This window comes from Puniceibacterium sp. IMCC21224, from assembly GCF_001038505.1.
In the GTDB taxonomy this organism is placed as follows: domain Bacteria; phylum Pseudomonadota; class Alphaproteobacteria; order Rhodobacterales; family Rhodobacteraceae; genus Puniceibacterium.
Map to the genome: position 1 here is coordinate 1853207 of NZ_LDPY01000001.1, position 14586 is coordinate 1867792.

The window sequence follows — 14586 nt, forward strand, 5'->3', positions numbered from 1 at the left end:
GATTTTGCGGCGACGGGCGCTTTGGGCGATTGCTGCGGTTAGTGCTATGCCGCGAGTGCATCGGCAATCACCGCGTTAAAATCCGCAGGGCTTTGTACGGCGGCGATGTCGGATGCCTCGACCACGATTCCCCAGTTGCGCGCGATCGCCTCGTATCGTGGCTGGCGATGGGCCAGCGCCTGGGCAAAGGTCCAGCGGATAAAGGTATCTGGGTTAACGTCAGCCTCTTCGCAGTTGTTTTCGTTTAAATATTGCTCCCAGACACGGGCGAGAAATGCGGGCTGGTAGGCCATCGGTTTTGGTGCGCTGTCAAAGCGGCGGACCAGATCAGCGGTATGCGCCTCAGTTCCGCGAATCCAGACCATCAGGCAGTTTTGCGACAGCGCGGTAAGGATCGGATCGGCGGGATCGTCAGCGTCGACCCATTCACAGATCGAGCCGCCGGTGTCGCAGACAAAATGCGGATAGCCGTACAGATCCTGCGCGCGGTCGATGAAATAGGACGTGTCGAGAAGGGCTTGCATCTCGGCTCGGGCGAACTGGTCCTGGCGGCGGGCATAAACCGCCATCGGCATGCCGCCGTGGTCGGGATCACCCGGTTTGCCCAGATAGGCCGACACCGGGGCCAGATTGTCAAAGGTCAGGTTTGATCCGATATAGATGGAATCGCTCATCAGCAGGTCACGCAGAAACGGGATCTTCATCGCCTCGCGTTTGGCATTGTCGGCGATGTATTCGCCCATGTAGCGGGTGCCGATGCGGTAATCGATCGAATAGTGGAACCAGTCGCCATGCGTCCGCAGCATGTTCGACACATGGGTTTTGCCCAATCCCGACATGGCAAAAAGCACAACACGTTTTGACGGGGCGTCGCGCCAGTCTGCGGCAGTGGGATAAAGCATGAGGCGCGCCTTTTGGTCGGGGATCTGGCGCGAGTGGTAGCCAGAGGCGCGGGCGGCGTCAAACCCTGCGCGAGGGTTCCGGGGCCGCGCGACGCAGGATGCGACCATCCAGCACCAGCAACCCCAGCGCCAGCAGCGCAAAGCCGGCATAGGCGCCCGTCTGCAATGCCTCGCCCCGCACCCAGGTGCCCAGAAGGATGGCCACGGGCGGGATCATGAGCGTGACCAGCATAAGGTTGCCGCTGCCCGCCATCGCCAGCACACGATAATACAACAGATACGCCAGCGCGGTCGAAATTGCGGCATAGTAGGCGATCGCGGCGATGGTACGCGGCGCCAGATCAAGCGTTGGTATGCCTTCGGTCCATAGCGCCGTCGGCGCGATCAGTAGGGTCGATCCAGTGAGCATCCCGGCAGCAGCCACCAGCGGCGGTTGACCGCGCAGGTGGCGGCGTGCCCAGGCCCCGGCACAGGCATAAGACAAGGCGCCAGCAAGAATGGCGAGTTGCGCGAGGCTGCGGATGTCGAATTGCGCCAGACTGTCCAGCCCGATGGCGCAGGCGACACCGGCAAATCCAAGGGTCACACCCAGCGCACGGCGCGGAGTCAGTCGCTCATCTGCAAAGACCAGCGCGGCAACGAGAACCCCAAAGATCGCCGTAGCTGCATTGAAAATTGACGTCAGCCCGGTCGAGATATGCAACTGCCCCCAGGCCATCAGCGTAAAGGGGATTGCGTTGTTCAACAGCCCCATCATCAGAAAGCTGCCCCAGATGCGTGGATCGCGCGGCAACGGCAGGCGGCGCAGAGCCACCACAGCCCAAAGCAGGATCATCGCCCAGAATGTCCGGTGCAGGACCGAGGTCAGCGGCCCGATCTCGTCCAGCGCGGTGCGGATGGCCAGAAACGACCCACCCCAAATCAGCGCCAAAAGCGTCATCTCGGTCCAGGCGCGGGGGGACAGGGTGGTTTGCTGAGTCATGCGTTCCTTGTGTCAGGATTGGTGGCCGCAGGCGACCCGGATCTTGCGCCAAGCGCAGTCAGAGCGCGTCGGGCAAAGAAAAGCCGTCCGGAGTTGCTGCCGGGCGGCTTAATATTCGTCATAGGCAGAGCGATCAGAACTTGTAGGCGATCTTAAAGCCGACGCCGAGTACGGTGTTGTCCTTGAAATCAGCGCGGGCCACATCTGGCGTGCCGGTTTCGGGCTTGGCATTGCCCAGCCAAGTGTAGCTGACACCACCCGACAGCGTCACGGCATCGTTGAACTTGTATGCGCCGCCAACCGACAGGCTGGTGAACCCGTCTGTGGGGGCCAATGGCGACACCAATTCGCCTGTGCCCGGTTCGTACGCGACTGTCACGGAGCCAGAGAATTTGTCGTTGAACTTGCGCCCCAGACCCAGGCGATAGGTCGTGGTATCCTCAAGGTCGATCAGGCCGCTGCCCGTCACCAGGTCCAATTGCACGGGATCGACGCGGAACTGGGAATGTTTGACATGGCGGATCGAGCCAAAAAGCAGCGTGTCTTTGGCTATGCCGGACTGAAATTCGAGGTTCCAGCTTTCGGGTAATTTGGTCGTAGTCTCGGATGTGCCTGCCAGCAGTGGCAGCGACGGCAGCGGGCCGGGGCCGTCGGGGTCCACCAGCGGACCGGTTTCCGTGGTGTCGAAATCGTATTCAATGGACGAATTGTAGGTCAGGGCCACACGCAGCGCGATCTCGGGCTTTTCATAGGCGACGCCTGCAACGTAGCCAAAAGCGCCCTGTCTGTCGAGTTCGACATCATAGCCTGACACTGGGCCATAGGCCGCGCCTTGCAGGTGGATCGCGCCCTCAGCGGTCATATGACGGACGCCGCCAAAGGCGCTGAAATTCGGCGTAAAACTGTACTTCATCAGCGCGGTGATCGCAGTGGTCGACGCCTCGGCTGTCGTGCCGCCGAGCATCGCATCGCCCATGCCATAGCTCACATCTGCGCCAAACGGGCGGTCGACGATCAGCGCTGCCGCGAGCCGGTCGCTCAGATCCATTTTGAGCGCAAAGCTGGGCAGCACGTAATCGCCGGCGACATTGTCAATGTTGCTGGAAACGGGCGGGCGGCTTTTGCCATCGACCGACGGCTTGACAAATCCGAACGAAATTTCGGCATGATTGCCGGTTTCGAACAGGACCATTGCTGATTGCGTGGTGCGTTCGATACCACCCGCAAAGGCGGTGCCAGCGCAAAGGGCAAGCGCGGTGCCGCTGACCAGAATCGTTTTCATATTTTTCCCCATCCCTAAAAGACTTGTCTCCTCAGAGTTGAGAGTATGAGAGAGTTCACAAAACGGTCAATCTTTGACCCAGCGTCACGATTTCCAAGCTCCGTAACGTCACACTTTTGTGACGCGGCGGGTTTCGGTCCATATATTATAGTAATTCGCGCCGAAGATTACGATCGCTCCCAGGAAAACAAACGGGTCGATTGCCTCGGCGTAGAACAGGACGCCAATGATGGCGATCACGGGAAGTCGCGCAAAATCAATTGGCATCACAACCGTGGCGGGTGCTAGACGCAACGCAGTGGTGAGGCAGAAATGCGCGACCAGCCCGGCGCAGGCGATGAGCACGATCCAGGGCCAGTTGGCAGAGGACGGCCATTGGATATCACCATCATAGCCCGCGCAGATCAGCCCGAACACCGCCTGCATTAACGTCAGATAAAATAGGATGCAGGTGATCGTCTCGGTTCGTGTTAGCTTGCGGGTAAAGACCGCAGAGCCGGCAAAGCCGATGGCAGCCAGCGCCGCAGCGACCAGGCCGATGTGAAATGTCTCTGGGCTGGGGCGGGTGACGATCAGAATGCCGACAAACCCGATCAGTGCCGAAATCGCGCGGGCACGGGTCAGCCGTTCGCCCAGCACCAGCGGCGACAGCGCAATGACCCAGAGCGGCGAGGTGAATTCAAGCGCAAAGACCTGCGCCAGCGGAATCACAGCGATGGCGTAAAACCACAGGTTCTGACCGATGAAATGGCTGATGTTGCGCACGGTATGCAGCCCCAGAGAGCGCCGCGTGATCTGGTTTCGCGTGCCCGCGACGCTGGATACAACAACAACCAGCACAAGGCCGATCATGCTGCGGTACATCATGATCTCGAACGTATCGAGGTCGAGGCTGACGGCGCGCCCCCCCACGGCCATGGATGAAAAGCAAACGATGGCGCCAATCATCCATAGACATGCACGCAGCGTATCGGATGTTGCGGGAGGGGCGACGGCAGTCATTTTTCGGTCACCGCGAAGTCGCGCGCCATCTGACCGGTGATGCGATACCAGTCACTGGCGCGGGTGCGCGTCTGGTGCGCCTCGAACGCAGCCCGGTTGGCGAATATTTCGTCGACCTTATAGGTGCCCGGCACGGTTTCGATGATGTCAAAGGATAGACAGCCGGGTTCAGCCCGCGTCAGCCGAATGTGGTCTGGGAGGGCGGCGCGAACAACCGCGATATCCTCGTCGGGGCAGGTCAGCGTGCCGGTCAGGTAAATTTTGGTCATGAGGGCCTCATTTTTCCGCCGAACGCCATCCGCTGCGCGGCCCCACTGAATTGGGGTGAGTACGACGCTGTAAAACCTATTCCCACTCAATCGTGCCAGGCGGTTTCGAGGTTACGTCATAGGTCACACGGTTGATGCCCTTGACCTCGTTGATGATCCTCGTGGCGGTTTCGCCCAAAAAATCATGCGTGAAGGGATAGAAATCAGCCGTCATCCCATCCACCGACGTCACCGCGCGCAGGGCGCAGGCATAGTCGTAGGTGCGGTAGTCGCCCATGACGCCAACGGTGCGCACCGGCAGAATCGCCACAAACGCCTGCCAGATTTCGTCATAAAGGCCATGCTTGCGGATCTGGTCGATATAGACAGCGTCTGCTTTGCGTAGAATTTCCAGCTTTTCGCGGGTGATCTCGCCGGGGCAGCGGATCGCGAGGCCGGGTCCGGGGAACGGATGACGCCCGATAAAGCTGTCGGGCAGGCCAAGTTCGCGACCAAGGGCGCGGACCTCGTCCTTGAACAGCTCACGCAAGGGCTCCACCAGCTTGAGGCCCATCTTCTCGGGCAGGCCACCAACGTTGTGATGGCTTTTGATTGTGACGCTGGGTCCGCCACTGAACGAGACGGATTCAATCACGTCCGGGTAGAGAGTGCCCTGCGCCAGGAACTCAGCACCGTCGATCTGGTGCGCGTATTTCTGGAACACGTCAATGAACAGACGGCCAATGATCTTTCTCTTGGTTTCCGGATCACTTACGCCGTCAAGTTCACCCAGAAATAGTTCGGCTTCGTCGGCATGAATCAGCGGCAGATTATAATGCTCGCGGAACATGGTGACAACTTCGGCCGCTTCGTTCAGGCGCAGAAGCCCGTGATCGACGAAGACACAGGTCAGCTGGTCGCCAATTGCCTCGTGGATGAGAACGGCGGCAACCGAGCTGTCGACCCCGCCTGACAGACCGCAGATGACCTTTTTGTCGCCGACCTGTTCGCGGATCTTGCGGATCGCCTCGTCCTTGTAGGCGTCCATGGTCCAGTCGCCGGTAAAACCTGCGTCACGGATGAAATTTGCATAGAGCGTGCTGCCATTCGGGGTGTGGTGCACCTCGGGGTGGAACTGCACAGCGTAGAAACGACGCTCAAGGTCTGCGGTGATGGCAAAGGGCGCACCGGGCGAGGTGCCGTAGACGGCAAAACCGGGGGCGATTTTCGACACATGGTCGCCGTGACTCATCCAGACCTGTTCACGACCCTCGATGAACCATCCGCCCAGTAGGTCGATCCGGTCATCGGTGGGCTGCACATAGGCGCGGCCAAATTCGGCTGTGCCATCGCCGCGCTCTACATGGCCGCCAAGGCAATGCATCATCACCTGCTGGCCGTAGCAGATCCCCAGAATTGGAACGCCAAGGTCAAAGACCGACTTTGGCGGCATTGGGGCACCGTCATCAAATACTGACGCGGGCCCGCCAGACAGGATCACCGCCTTCGGCGCGAATTCTGCCAGAAAGGCGTCGGTGACGTTCTGGTAGGGGTGAATTTCACAATAGACGTTAAGCTCGCGCAGGCGACGCGCAATGAGCTGCGTCACCTGACTGCCAAAATCTATGATTAACAGGCGGTCATGCTGGGTCTGGGTCATGTCTGCCCATTAGGGCCAAGAGCGCGGCGGCGCAAGGGATTTGCGGCGCCCGGCTGATCCCAGTTCATCATTCATATGTTTGCCCGACGCGCGGCACAGGACATTTGGCGGCTGTCTGTGCGACTTGCGGCACAATGCCATGCGCAAATGTCGCTTTTGCACCGGATGCGCCGCAATCCTGATTTGTCACGGCGCGGTGGTGGGGTAAGCAACGGTAATCAATACTGTAACGGCAAGGACGATGGGCATGACAGAGGCAGTCACACAGCGCAGGGCACGGGGTGGCGGCGGTGCTGCGCGGCGCGCGGAACGGTCGGCTATCAGCGTCGAAACCGCCAAGTACATCGAACGCAACATTCCGAACTTCGAGATCCTGACCGAAGAGGCGCTGGAAATCATCGAGGCCAATGCCGAAACCGTTCTGGCCGAGATCGGGGTGAACTTTGTCAACAACCCCGCCGCGCTGGAACTGTGGCGCAATGCCGGTGCCGAGATTGAGGGCGAGCGGGTGCGCATTCCGCGTGGTCTGGCGCGGCAATTATGTGCCACGGCCCCGTCACAATACACCCAACATGCCCGCAACCCCGAACGCAATGTCGTCGTGGGCGGCAAAAACCTTGTCCTTGCACCGGTTTACGGCCCGCCGTTTGTGCATGATGTTGAAAACGGTCGACGCTATGCGACGATGGCGGATTTCCGCAACTTCGTGAAGCTGGGCTATATGTCCAAATGGCTGCACCATTCGGGTGGTACGGTTTGCGAGCCGACGGATGTGCCGGTGAATAAACGCCACCTCGACATGTTGATGGCGCATATGGTGTTGTCGGACAAACCGTTTATGGGATCCGTGACCGAACCCAGCCGGGCGCAGGACAGCGTTGAGATGTGCGAGATCCTGTTCGGCAAAGAGTTCGTGCAGGAAAATACCGTGATGACATCGCTCATCAACATCAACTCGCCCATGACGTTTGATGACACGATGATGGGCGCACTCGAAGTGTATGCCCGCAACAATCAAGCCTGCATCATCAGCCCGTTTATCGTCGGTGGGGCGATGGCACCGGTTTCGGTGGCGGGCACCTTGACGCAGGTTCTGGCCGAGGTGCTGGCCGGGATCGCCTACAGCCAGTTGGTGCGCAAAGGCGCGCCGGTGATCTGTGGGGCCTTCGTGACCTCGATCGACATGAACTCGGGCGCGCCGACCTTCGGCACCCCTGAGGCGGCACATATCACTTATGGCGCGGGTCAGCTTGCCCGACGTTTGGGGTTGCCATACCGTTCGGCGGGGTCGTTCTGCGGATCGAAATTGCCCGACGCGCAGGCGGCGTATGAAACCGCCAATTCGCTCAACATGGGCTTGTTGTCAGGCGTCAACTTTATGTTGCATGCCTGTGGATGGATGGAGGGTGGGTTGGTGTCGTCCTACGAAAAATTCGTGATGGACGCCGACCAACTGGGTTGCCTGCATCATCTGGCGCGCGGTGTGCAGATCGACGAGAATGCGCAGGCAATGGATGCGATTGCCGAAGTTGGCCCCGGTGGGCATTATCTGGGCTGCGCGCACACGCAGGCGAATTTCAAGAGTGCGTTCTGGCGGTCGGACCTGCTGGATTACAAACCGTTCGAGACCTGGAGCGAAGAGGGCGCGCGCGACACCATGACGCTGGCCAGCTTGCGGGTGAAACGGCAGCTCGAAACCTATCAGCAGCCGCCACTGGATCCTGCCATTGTCGAGGCTCTGGAGAGCTATGTTGCCGCCAAAAAGGACTCAATGCCCGACGCATTTATGTAACTGGGGTTCGTCGACGTCTGACCAGGCGGCCCTGGCGCGGTTCACATGTTTGTGCGTGGCTGAATTTTAAGTTGACCGCGTCGGCTCTGGGAGTCCGTAGCTAGGCTTCGCCAGTACTCCCGGGGTGTCCGCGCGCTGTAGGGCACTTTTACGGAACTGCGGATGTCGCAACCTGAGCTCGTATTCGGGCGGTTTGGGGCTCGTATCGGCAGAAACACGCTGTCCTTTTGCCCTCTCTGAACGACTGGCTTGCCAACATTTTTTGATTCGGAAACGTTGGACTTACGAGTTTTTCGGAAAGTTTTAGGTAAATTGCGCGGGTGTTTTTATCCCGCGCTGTTCACATTTTGTGTTGGTTTGTTACATTTGGCTGACAAGTTGCAGCGTCGGCGCCGTCGATTGAGCGGTCGCCTGAAGCAACCGCGCCTCGCCCATCATTGCGACAAGAACCTCGATATGGCGCACGACTGGATAATTGGAATCGTCGTTGCGCCGCTGCGAGTCTAGCTCCTCTTCCATCGTGATCAATCGCTTTAGGGCCAGACTGGTCGCTGGCAGCGAATCGTAGCCCAAAAGCCTTTTGAGATGGGGGTTTCGGCGATATTCCTCGACGCCGATCCGTGCTGTACGGATCAGGAAACGCGGCCGCCGGAGCTGTTGCAAAAAGCTGATGAGGTCTGTCATCGGAACCGTCCTTTGTTTCTGGTTCGTCAACAATTGCACAATCTCAGCGGGTGTTGCGTATATGGAAACAATCACGAACGGAGCTTTAAGCAAAGCGAAGTCTCTGGAAACAATGATTTGAATTGCGTCTTTTCAGTTAACGAACAGGTAACAAATCGCACGCAAGGGTTGATCCAAACCTGGGGAAAAGCCTGGGGAAAAGCAGAAGATTCCGAAGGGACTAGGAAAATGTTCTGTGTTGAAAACGATCAATTCGGGTCGGCTTTGCCGACCTGGGTGCCAGAGTCGGCGCGCCATTACCTGGCGCATACGGAAACCGGACTGCCGATCCGGGCGCTGGCCCGCGATGCGGGGTGCCATGCGTCTACGGTGTTGCGACAGGTGCGCAAACTGGAAAGCCGCCGAGACGATCCTTTGGTGGACGCTGCCTTGCGTCGCCTGGGGCAGCGGCATTTTCAACCGGCTGACTGCCAGCCAGAACAGAAAGACAACGCGATGACATTGTCCGTTTTTCCGGAACAGACCCAAATAAACGATGCAACCCTGGCGAGCGAGGGGCGGCGCGTCCTGCGCCGGTTGTGCGAAACCGGTGCCGTTCTGGCGGTCGCCGCCGAGATGGACAAAGCCGTCGTCGTGCGCGACACCGGAGAGGGCGGTGCCACCCGCACTGCGGTGGTCGAGGCCAATGTGGCGCAGGCGCTGGCACTCAAGGAATGGATCCACTGCGACGAACCGGGACGGATCTCGCGGTATCGGATCACGGCGGCAGGGCGCGCGGCCTTGGGCAAGCTGCTGGCCGAGCGTGAGAGCCGGGTGCGTGGCTTTGCCGAGGCGCAGGCCGGGTTCGACACCGGGCGCGATGCTGATGCCGCTCTTGAGGCGCTGGATCTGGATCCGCGCGGGCACAAATCGCGGTTTGCCTTGTCAGACAGCCCATTGGCGGCGCTCGCACGGCGGCGCGACAAAGATGGTAAGCCCTTTATTGCGCCCGAGCTGGTCAGTGCGGGCGAACGGCTTCGTGAAGATTTCGAGCTGTCGCAACTCGGCCCCAAGGTGACACAGAACTGGGACCAGTTCCTGACAGCCGGCGTTCAGAGCAACGGTCGCGGCGACGATGGTCGCCAGCCGGGGGCCGAGGCCGCGCGGTTGCGGGTACAGGCCGCGTTAAAGGATCTGGGGCCTGGCCTGGCGGATGTGGCGCTGAGGTGCTGCTGCTACCTTGAGGGGCTGGAAACGGCCGAAAAACGGATGGGGTGGTCGGCACGCTCGGGCAAAATCGTGCTGCGGATCGCATTGCAACGCCTTCAGCGGCATTTCACCGAGACGAGCGGCGCTGGCGGGCGGATGATCGGTTGACCCGGATCAGAGGTCGTCCTGCCCACTCAGGTCGACCTTGCCCCCTTCGAACAGGATCTCTTGGTCCGGTCAAAAGCGACCACAGGCCGGTGCCCCACAGCTTCACCGTTAACAACCCTGCACTATAGGTGCATATCAGGGGGGATCGAATTGTGGTCCGGGTGGGACGATTTCAGCACCCCGCGAGGTATACAGCGCGCGGTAAACCGCCCGCGGAGCGATCTTGTGAGCCTGAGCGCAATGTCATAGAGGTTCTGCGACGCCAAATTACCGGGATCCCCACATGCGCCTGAGCCGATATTTCCTGCCCGTTCTCAAAGAGACCCCCGCCGAGGCGCAGATCGTCAGCCATCGGCTGATGCTGCGCGCGGGCATGATCAAACAGGCCAGCGCCGGGATCTATTCCTGGCTGCCGCTGGGTTACAAAGTGCTGCGCAAGATCGAGGCCATCGTTCACGAGGAACAGCAACGCGCGGGTCATATCCCGATGCTGATGCCAACGCTGCAATCCGCCGATCTGTGGAAGGAATCCGGCCGTTACGACGCGTATGGTCCCGAGATGCTGCGCATCAAGGACCGTCAGGATCGTGACATGCTGTACGGTCCCACAAACGAAGAGATGATCACTGACATTTTCCGCTCCAACGTCAGCTCCTACAAGGATCTGCCGCTGACACTTTACCACATCCAGTGGAAATTCCGTGACGAGGTACGGCCCCGTTTCGGCGTGATGCGTGGACGTGAATTCCTGATGAAGGACGGTTACAATTTTGACCTGACCAAAGAGGATGCGCTGCACGCCTATAACCGCCATCTGGTCAGCTACCTGCGCACCTATGAACGCATGGGCCTTCAGGCGATCCCGATGCGTGCGGATTCCGGCCCCATTGGCGGTGACGATACGCATGAATTCCTCGTCCTGGCAGAGACCGGCGAATCCGAGGTGTTCTATGACAGCGCGATCACCGATCTGAAGTTTGGCGATCGCCAGATCGACTACGATTCGGTGGATCAATGCCAGGCGGTGCTTGAGGAGTTCACCTCGCGCTATGCCCGCACCGACGAGACGCATGATGAGGCGCTGTTCAACGAGGTCCCTGAGGAACGCCGCCGCACGGCGCGCGGCATCGAGGTCGGTCAGATCTTTTATTTCGGTACCAAGTATTCCGATGCCATGGGTGCCCTGGTCGCCGATGGCGAGGGCGGCAAAGTGCCGGTGCACATGGGCTCGCACGGGATCGGCGTCAGCCGCCTGCTGGGCGCGATCATCGAAGCCAGCCATGACGACAAGGGCATCATCTGGCCCGAAGGCGTGACACCGTTCCATTGCGGCATCGTCAATCTCAAGCAGGGTGACGCCGAGGCGGATGCCGCCTGTCAGTCGCTCTACGGCAGCCTGACCGCGCTGGGTCTTGAGCCGCTTTATGATGACCGCAACGAGCGTGCGGGAGGGAAATTCGCGACGATGGATCTGATTGGCCTGCCGTGGCGGATCACGGTCGGGCCCAGGGGGCTGAAAAATGGCGTGGTTGAACTGACGTCGCGCCGGACGGGCGAAAGCGAAGAATTGCCACCCGAGATCGCCATCGCGCGGATCGCAGCAATCTACGGCCAGACAACAGCCTGACGGCCGGATTGGCCCCGATTGGTCCGGTGCAGCCGCTGCGCGCCGGGCTTTCTGTACGACCACGGATCTGCTATAATTCCGCTCGCGCCCCGCGAAGAGGGCTGTGGTTGAGAGGCACGCGCAATGATCCTGCGGGTATTGACGATGGTGGCAGGACTGACCGGCGCGGCGGGCCTGTCGCAGTTTCCTGAATTTTCGCAGCAATACACACAGCGGTTGGGCGGTGCGGTGGACGAGTTGTCGCGCATTGTGCAACATTTCGACCGGGACGCGGCAAAGGTTGGCCTGACACGCGAAGAGGCTCTGGGAGAATTACGCAAAGGCAGTGCTTTTGGCGCGGCTCACGCAGCGAGCATGACTCAGACCATCTCGCGCCATACCCGGCTGAGCGCGGATATTGCAGCCCTCAATGGCGCAGGGCCCTTCATGCGCGTCAAACTTGCCAGCCATCTTGCAGACTCGGAGATCGCAGAACGCGCCTGGCAAAGCTATCAACCTGCAGTTCCTGCGACGTTCGAAGGCGCTGTTTTTGCCGTCACTGGCTTTGCCGCAGGCTGGGGCGGTCTAAGCCTGCTCCTGTCGATACTGTCGAGCGTTTTTCGCCGCAAACGCCGCACCGCCGCCTGAGCAGTGCGCAAGACTTTTATGTAAAAGTCTTGCCAAGAGTTTTCGAGAAAACTCTTTTCCTCCCCTCAGACCGCCGCGCGGACCTCCGCTACGATACTGTCTATCACCTGCTCCAACAGGGATTCGTCCTCGCATTCCGCCATCACGCGGATGAGCGGTTCCGTACCGGACTTTCGGATCAATAGGCGCCCCTTGCCAATCAGCGCCACCTCGGCCTCTGCTATTGCGCCTTTGACATTTTCCGCGTCCAGCGGTGCCTGACCAGCTGTGTAGCGAACATTGCGCAGCAGTTGTGGAACCGGTTCGAAGTTGTTTGCCAGATGGCTGGCAGGCTGGCCTGTTCGGATCATTTCTGCAAGGAACTGCAATCCTGCCATCAGGCCATCACCCGTGGTCGCATAGTCGGTCATCACGATATGGCCTGACTGTTCCCCACCCAGATTCCAGCCCCCATGGCGCATTGCCTCGACCACGTATCGGTCGCCCACGTTGGTCCGCTCCAATGTCAGGCCACGGCTGTGCATGAACCGCTCGAGCCCGAGGTTGGACATCACCGTCGCCACCAGCGTACCGTCGCGCAAGCGGCCTTCTTCTGCCCAGCGGGCGGCCATCAGCGCCATGATCTGGTCACCGTCGGCTACCTTGCCGGTCTCATCAATAATCATCACCCGGTCGGCGTCGCCATCGAGGCAAATGCCCACATCGGCTCCGTGCGCCACCACGGTTTCGGCGGCGGTGCGCGGCTGGGTCGATCCGCAATCTTCGTTGATGTTGTGGCCGTTCGGAGAAACGCCGATCTTGATGACTTCGGCACCCAGTTCCCACAGCACGTCCGGTGCGGCGCGGTAGGCCGCACCATTGGCGCAGTCGATCACCACCTTGATTCCATCGAGCCGCATTCCAGCCGGAAAGGTCGATTTGACCCGTTCCTGATATCTATACCGGCCATCGTCGATTCGCTGCGCGCGACCAATCTGATCGGCCGAGGACGGCTCGACCCCGGCCTCTACCAGTGCCTCGATCTCGCTCTCGGCCTCGTCGGATAGTTTGAATCCGTCGGGGCCAAAAAATTTGATGCCGTTGTCCTGGCTTGGGTTGTGGCTGGCCGAGATCATGATGCCCAGATCAGCCCGCATCGACGGTGTCAGCAGACCGACAGCCGGCGTTGGCACCGGACCCAGCAGCAGCACGTTCATGCCGGTCGAGGTGAGGCCCGCCGTCAGCGCGTTCTCGAACATGTAGCCCGACAGGCGGGTGTCCTTGCCGATCACCACCCGGTGCACGCCGCCACGTTCGCGTCGGAAATAGCGCCCGGTCGCCGCACCCAGTGCCATCGCCATTTGCGCGGTCATCGGCGGCGTGTTGGCCGTGCCGCGCACGCCATCGGTGCCAAACAGTTTACGCACCATATCGCTCTCCGTGTTGAACAGCGCACCAAAGCGCCAGTGCCTGACGGGTTTCGGCAACGTCGTGGACCCGCAGGATCTGCACGCCTTGGGCCACCGCAGCGAGCGCCACAGCGATCGAGCCGGGCGCACGTTTGCGGGCTTCGGGAACCGAAGCGATGCGCCCGATAAACCCCTTGCGCGAGGCCCCGATCAGGATCGGGCAGCCAAGACCGTGAAACAGACTGATGCCGTTGAGTATTGCCAGATTGTGCTGCAGCGCCTTTCCAAAGCCGATACCGGGATCGACGATGATACGGCTGCGCGGAATGCCCGATTGTTCAAGCATCACGACCTGCGCCGCAAGGAAGTCATAAACATCCAGCAGCACGTTATCGTAGCGCGGATTTTCCTGCATGGTTTCGGGATCGCCAAGCGCATGCATGACACAAACGGGCAGTTCCAAGCGCGCGCAGTAGGGCGCAAGCATGCGATCATAGGTAAAGCCCGAGATATCGTTGACCATCGCAGCGCCCGCCTTGATTGCGGCATCTGCCACGCTGACCTTGCGTGTATCGATCGATATCGGCGCGTTCAGTGTATGGCCAAGCGCCGTAATCACCGGCTCGATCCGGGCGATCTCGGCCTCGACTGGGACGGGCTGTGCTCCGGGGCGGGTGGATTCCCCGCCGACGTCTATGATGTCAACGCCATCCTCGACCATCTGCAGGCCGCGCGTTGTCGCCCGCGTCGGGCCGATATTGTGGCCGCCATCCGAAAAGCTGTCTGGTGTGACGTTCAGAATCCCCATGATCCGTGGCTGGTCCAGCGACATACCAAGGATCGGACCGCGCGGCCGCGACAGTGCATCGCGCACAGGGCCGGGAATAGCGTCAATATCGACCCGTTCCGAATGGCCATCGCGGCGCAAAAGTTCGGCATGGGTGAACCAACCTGTCCCTCCGGCGATACAGAGGGCCTCGGTCGGGCGGGGAAAATCGTTGCGGACCAAAGGTCGAAAATACTCTGACATGGCGCC

At 60.2% G+C, this 14586-nt stretch carries 13 protein-coding genes; 4 read left to right on the plus strand and 9 right to left on the minus strand.

Annotated elements, in window-relative coordinates:
- Window positions 1–44 precede the first annotated feature (44 nt).
- From IMCC21224_RS08500 to guaA, 6 genes are all read right to left on the minus strand, one after another.
- Window positions 45–902: a hypothetical protein gene (locus IMCC21224_RS08500; RefSeq protein ID WP_047994980.1), complete on the minus strand. Its 858-nt coding sequence runs from the start codon at window positions 900–902 to the stop codon at window positions 45–47.
- Window positions 903–960: 58 nt separating this feature from the next.
- Window positions 961–1884 (minus strand): DMT family transporter, encoded by a 924-nt coding sequence (locus tag IMCC21224_RS08505; protein ID WP_047994981.1) that lies wholly within the window; start codon window positions 1882–1884, stop codon window positions 961–963.
- A gap of 133 nt (window positions 1885–2017) precedes the next feature.
- A complete protein-coding gene (locus tag IMCC21224_RS08510; protein WP_047996989.1) occupies window positions 2018–3166 on the minus strand; it encodes an OmpP1/FadL family transporter in 1149 nt (382 codons plus the stop codon).
- Window positions 3167–3274: 108 nt separating this feature from the next.
- Window positions 3275–4168: a DMT family transporter gene (locus tag IMCC21224_RS08515; RefSeq protein WP_047994982.1), complete on the minus strand. Its 894-nt coding sequence runs from the start codon at window positions 4166–4168 to the stop codon at window positions 3275–3277.
- Window positions 4165–4437 (minus strand): putative quinol monooxygenase, encoded by a 273-nt coding sequence (locus IMCC21224_RS08520; RefSeq protein WP_047994983.1) that lies wholly within the window; start codon window positions 4435–4437, stop codon window positions 4165–4167. Before IMCC21224_RS08520 ends, IMCC21224_RS08515 begins: the two co-directional genes overlap by 4 nt.
- Window positions 4438–4513: 76 nt before the next feature.
- The gene (gene guaA / locus IMCC21224_RS08525; RefSeq protein WP_047994984.1) at window positions 4514–6076 is read right to left on the minus strand and encodes a glutamine-hydrolyzing GMP synthase; all 1563 of its coding nucleotides are present in this window, start codon (window positions 6074–6076) and stop codon (window positions 4514–4516) included.
- Window positions 6077–6323: 247 nt separating this feature from the next.
- Between guaA and IMCC21224_RS08530 the strand changes: the two genes are divergently transcribed.
- Window positions 6324–7868: a trimethylamine methyltransferase family protein gene (locus IMCC21224_RS08530; protein WP_047994985.1), complete on the plus strand. Its 1545-nt coding sequence runs from the start codon at window positions 6324–6326 to the stop codon at window positions 7866–7868.
- 360 nt (window positions 7869–8228) lie between these two features.
- On the opposite strand, the gene IMCC21224_RS08535 is transcribed toward IMCC21224_RS08530, so the two are convergent.
- A complete protein-coding gene (locus IMCC21224_RS08535) occupies window positions 8229–8552 on the minus strand; it encodes a DUF6477 family protein (protein ID WP_047994986.1) in 324 nt (107 codons plus the stop codon).
- Between the two features lie 228 nt (window positions 8553–8780).
- Between IMCC21224_RS08535 and IMCC21224_RS08540 the strand changes: the two genes are divergently transcribed.
- The 3 genes from IMCC21224_RS08540 to IMCC21224_RS08550 all read left to right on the plus strand — a co-directional run bounded on the left by IMCC21224_RS08540 (window position 8781) and on the right by IMCC21224_RS08550 (window position 12162).
- Window positions 8781–9908 (plus strand): DUF6456 domain-containing protein, encoded by a 1128-nt coding sequence (locus tag IMCC21224_RS08540; RefSeq protein WP_047994987.1) that lies wholly within the window; start codon window positions 8781–8783, stop codon window positions 9906–9908.
- A 283-nt stretch (window positions 9909–10191) separates the two neighbouring features.
- On the plus strand, window positions 10192–11535 hold the full coding sequence (proS, locus tag IMCC21224_RS08545) for a proline--tRNA ligase (protein ID WP_047994988.1): 1344 nt from the start codon (window positions 10192–10194) through the stop codon (window positions 11533–11535).
- Window positions 11536–11658: 123 nt separating this feature from the next.
- The gene (locus IMCC21224_RS08550) at window positions 11659–12162 is read left to right on the plus strand and encodes a DUF2937 family protein (RefSeq protein WP_047994989.1); all 504 of its coding nucleotides are present in this window, start codon (window positions 11659–11661) and stop codon (window positions 12160–12162) included.
- 65 nt (window positions 12163–12227) lie between these two features.
- Here the strand turns inward: IMCC21224_RS08550 and glmM are convergent, their stop codons facing one another.
- The gene (gene glmM, locus IMCC21224_RS08555) at window positions 12228–13571 is read right to left on the minus strand and encodes a phosphoglucosamine mutase (RefSeq protein WP_047994990.1); all 1344 of its coding nucleotides are present in this window, start codon (window positions 13569–13571) and stop codon (window positions 12228–12230) included.
- On the minus strand, window positions 13561–14580 hold the full coding sequence (gene folP / locus IMCC21224_RS08560) for a dihydropteroate synthase (protein ID WP_047994991.1): 1020 nt from the start codon (window positions 14578–14580) through the stop codon (window positions 13561–13563). The genes glmM and folP overlap by 11 nt, the downstream gene beginning before the upstream one ends.
- Between the last annotated feature and the right edge of the window lie 6 nt (window positions 14581–14586).